This window comes from Cystobacter fuscus DSM 2262 (genome assembly GCF_000335475.2).
Taxonomy (GTDB): Bacteria; Myxococcota; Myxococcia; order Myxococcales; family Myxococcaceae; genus Cystobacter; species Cystobacter fuscus.
Genome location: NZ_ANAH02000042.1, coordinates 1 through 3,063, shown reverse-complemented (window position 1 = coordinate 3,063; position 3,063 = coordinate 1). Strand labels below are relative to the sequence as shown.

The window sequence follows — 3,063 nt, the reverse complement described above, 5'->3', positions numbered from 1 at the left end:
AACTGCCCCGGCCTACCCGACAACGAGGGACTCGCGCGAGAACGGAGGGCTTGGAGTTGGCCCACGGGGTGCATCCGGCCCGGCGGAGTGCAAGCGGGGGAGGGGGAGGGGGATGGGCTGGCCGTTGAGGATGTTCCAGGAGGGGGGCTCTATTTCGTCACGTCCAGGTGCTTCCAGGGACGGCTGCTGCTGCGTCCCAGCGCGGAGATGAACGAGGGTGGTGGGAGGCTTGCCCGGGGACTGGAGTGGAGGCTTCTGGAAGCGGTGCTACTCGGCGGAGCCGGTGCTGGATGACACGGCGCTGGGCCGCGGTGGATGCGTGTGCCCTGGCGATTGAGGCGGATGTGACCTCCGTGGTAGGGTCGGTGCCATGACCACACCTCAGTTCCCGGTGCTCGAGTGTCCGGAGATGCTCTACGGCCACACCGAAGACATCATCCGCGAGGTAAGAGCCCAGGGGCAGAGCTGGGCGCGGGAGTACCTCGAGACGGGTGCCTTTTCCCTGCCCCGGCGGATGCTCCCGGTGCCGCCCGGCGAGCTGCTGGTCATGGACCCAGTGGGCCACTTCGACGTCGACCTCCGTCCTCGCTGGCAGGTGCACCTCTTCATCAATGTCTTCATGAGCTTGAGTGACGGCGTTGCGAAAGAGGAGCGCCAGCGAATGGAGGAGTCCTTCGAAGCCTTCTGCCTGAGCACTCCCTGGGGAGCTCTCTTCCAGTCGGTCTCTCCGTCTCCGCCGGAGAGCGCGGAGCGCATGGCCAGACGGCTCGCGGCGCTGCTGCGCTTCTGGGACGTGCTCCAGGCCCCGCGCTACGCGTTCTGGGCGTTTCAGTGGCGGGACTGCTCGCTGGAGGAACTCATGGACTCCCTCTACCGCAAGACGCTGGAGGCGTGGTGCCCCGGGGGCCCCGCTTCGGTGCGCGAGCACCTGGCCTTGACGGTGGAGCGCATGGCGCGCGCCACCCGGGAAGAGTGCATGGAGGCCGTGCTCCGCTTCATTCCCGTCTTGTTGGAACTGAAACACGACTTGAAGCACCGCGAGGTGCTCAGCGACCCGGACTTCCTGCGCGAGCACCTCGCCGCGCTCCCTCCGAAGGACTTCGAGCGTTGTTCCAGCGCCTGCCTCTACGCGGTGTCTGGATTGCTGGCTGATTGGGACGGGGAACTGGAGCGGCAATAGAGGCCAGGTCTACCTGCCCGTTGACTGCCACTGAGGAGGCGGCCGTCTCCCCGGGAGACGGTGTCCCCGGAAGGGGTCAGACGATTCGTAGGAAACGAGGTGTCGGAACGAGTCCTTTGACACCTTCCCCGCCTTCCCCGGCTCGCTGGCGGCAGGTGGATTTCTCAGCGCCCTTTCCGCCTTTCTCCTTCCCGCCGCGTGTTGCGCCGGGCCGTGTCCCTCGAGTTCTTTGACACCCTCTCCTGGGCCGGATGCGGCTCGCACAGGAGGGTCACCCGCCAGGGCCCCTCGGGTTGCCAATCCACGCGGTCCGTGGGCAGCAGTTGCAAGGCCGGCCGCCCTGTCTCCACGTCCCACGCGTCGTGGAGGCGGCCCAGGCCGGGCCCCACCTCGTCGTAGGCCGCGCCCCGTTCGAACCGCCCCCGTCCACCGTCCTTGCCATTCTGGTCATCCGCCACGTGCGCGCCCTCTCCAGTCAGCGACCAGCGGAACGGATTTGACCCAACAAGTCAAGGTGAAGTATAGGTCCTGTCGAGTGGTTGTGGGTCCGCTTCGGACGGAGATGCACCCGGCAGGAGCGGTGGGTGAGAGCGAGAGACGCGTGGTGTTCTCATCGCACTGGGAGCGGCGCGAAGGCGAGGCCATCCAGCCCCAAGCGTTGGCAGGCTTCGACGAAGCGCTTGGTGCAGACCACCACCGTGGGGAAGTCCTCCAGGCGGAAAAGGTCCAGCCCGGTGGGGAGCGTAGTGGCGTCCAGGAGGAGGTCCTTGGGGAGTGGAATGCCCAGGCGATGACAGCGAGGGCATGGGGGCTTGCGGTCCGGCGGAAGGCAGTCTGGATGTACGCGTCCATTGGGGATGAGTTCCAGTTCGAGCAGCTCGGGGGGATTGCGCTGACGAAAGCGCACCTCCATCCGGCACCCCTTGAGTCCGCGCAGGGGCTCGGACTGAAGCTGCTCGTACGCCTCGCGGCGAATCAGGATCAAGAAAGAGTAGTTGGAGACGAACTGCCCGAAACGACCCTGTGCTTTACCCACGAGCGGCCCGAATGCCGCACCAGGTTCCAATTGGGCTCCCGGCGGCAACAGCGGACGGACCAGTTCACTCAGCCGCTCATACTCCTCGAGGGGCTCGGTACGCGCTTCCTCGAAGTCAGCCAGCGCAATCACTGGCGTCAGATCCACGGAGGGATATACCTTGGCTCCTCCACTCCAGGTGGACTTGCACACGGGGCAGTAAATGCCAGGAAGCCCCCAACGATGGGCAGCATCAACGAAGCCTGTATAGCCCGCCGCTTTGTCTTCCTTCATCCTGAAGTAGTTCATGGCATCCTTATCGATGCTTGAACCAACCCGCCAGGAGCGGTTCCTGCGGGAAGATGTGGTGCTTCTCAAAGGGTTCGCGCGAGGGGATGCACGGCAGGTGCAGCGCATGCGGTGCGTACTGGTCCCGGAGCTTCCAATCGTGCCAGGGAATCTCGAAGACGGGATCGCTGTCGAACGGCGCGACGAGCGGACGACCCCACCAGCGCGTGGGCGACGCGGGAGGGCGCAGGGTCAGCGTTCCCCGGGTCAGGAGAATGGAAGGGGTGTCCGCCAGTTCCAGCTCCCGGCAGCGCCAGAGCGCACAGCGCTCTTCCTCACACAGCGGCACCACGCAGCTCGCGTCCTCGCGGGCTTCTTCCCACGAAACCACAGCCTCCCGTGGCTCCTCGTCCCCCTGAACAGCGGGAGCCGAAGAGGCACACGCGGTCAGCAGCAGACACAAGAGAGCAGCGCCCCTCATGGCGTGCGGGAAACACATGGATCCCATCCTACAACGTTACGAGCATCCTCAGCACTCCCGAGACCCTGAGACGGTGTCAAAGGACTCGAGTGCGCCAGG

At 65.6% G+C, this 3,063-nt stretch carries 3 protein-coding genes and 1 pseudogene; 1 reads left to right on the top strand and 3 read right to left on the bottom strand.

Annotated features, from left to right (window positions below):
* Window positions 1-370 precede the first annotated feature (370 nt).
* Entirely contained in the window at window positions 371-1,180 is an 810-nt protein-coding gene (locus D187_RS36880; RefSeq protein WP_002632311.1) for a hypothetical protein, read from the top strand.
* A 248-nt stretch (window positions 1,181-1,428) separates the two neighbouring features.
* Here D187_RS36880 and D187_RS36875 read toward each other — a convergent pair.
* The 3 genes and pseudogenes from D187_RS36875 to D187_RS36865 all read right to left on the bottom strand — a co-directional run.
* Window positions 1,429-1,638, bottom strand: a pseudogene (locus tag D187_RS36875) (hypothetical protein); the annotation flags it as partial.
* A gap of 152 nt (window positions 1,639-1,790) precedes the next feature.
* The gene (gene sitI6, locus D187_RS36870; protein ID WP_002632309.1) at window positions 1,791-2,504 is read right to left on the bottom strand and encodes a SitI6 family double-CXXCG motif immunity protein; all 714 of its coding nucleotides are present in this window, start codon (window positions 2,502-2,504) and stop codon (window positions 1,791-1,793) included.
* Between the two features lie 7 nt (window positions 2,505-2,511).
* The gene (locus D187_RS36865) at window positions 2,512-2,874 is read right to left on the bottom strand and encodes a DUF2380 domain-containing protein (RefSeq protein ID WP_002632308.1); all 363 of its coding nucleotides are present in this window, start codon (window positions 2,872-2,874) and stop codon (window positions 2,512-2,514) included.
* Window positions 2,875-3,063 lie beyond the last annotated feature (189 nt).